Source organism: Nocardioides cremeus (assembly GCF_030518195.1).
GTDB lineage: Bacteria > Actinomycetota > Actinomycetes > Propionibacteriales > Nocardioidaceae > Nocardioides > Nocardioides cremeus.
The window spans coordinates 1-275 of record NZ_JAULSC010000313.1 but is presented as its reverse complement, the minus strand read 5'-3'; the positions used below and the strand labels follow the sequence as shown (position 1 = coordinate 275).

Annotated in this window: 1 pseudogene; it reads left to right on the top strand. The window is 65.1% G+C overall.

The window, feature by feature from the left end:
* Nucleotides 1–275, top strand: a pseudogene (locus QWJ41_RS21235) (hypothetical protein); the annotation flags it as partial.

Here is a 275-nt window from a genome sequence, read left to right as displayed (position 1 = left end):
CCTCTTCTACGAGGGCGGCCTCGAAGCGTTCCTCCGCTTCCTCGACCGCGCCAAGCACCCGCTCATCCCCGCCCCGATCAACATCAAGGGCGAGCGCGACGGGATCGTGGTCGAGGCGTCGATGTGGTGGAACGATTCCTACCACGAGAACATGCTCGTGTTCACCAACAACATCCCGCAGAAGGACGGCGGGACGCATCTCGCCGGCTTCCGGAGCGCGCTCACCCGCCAGGTGGTTGCTAATGCGGACAGCCGCGAGATCGGCAAGCGCGAGA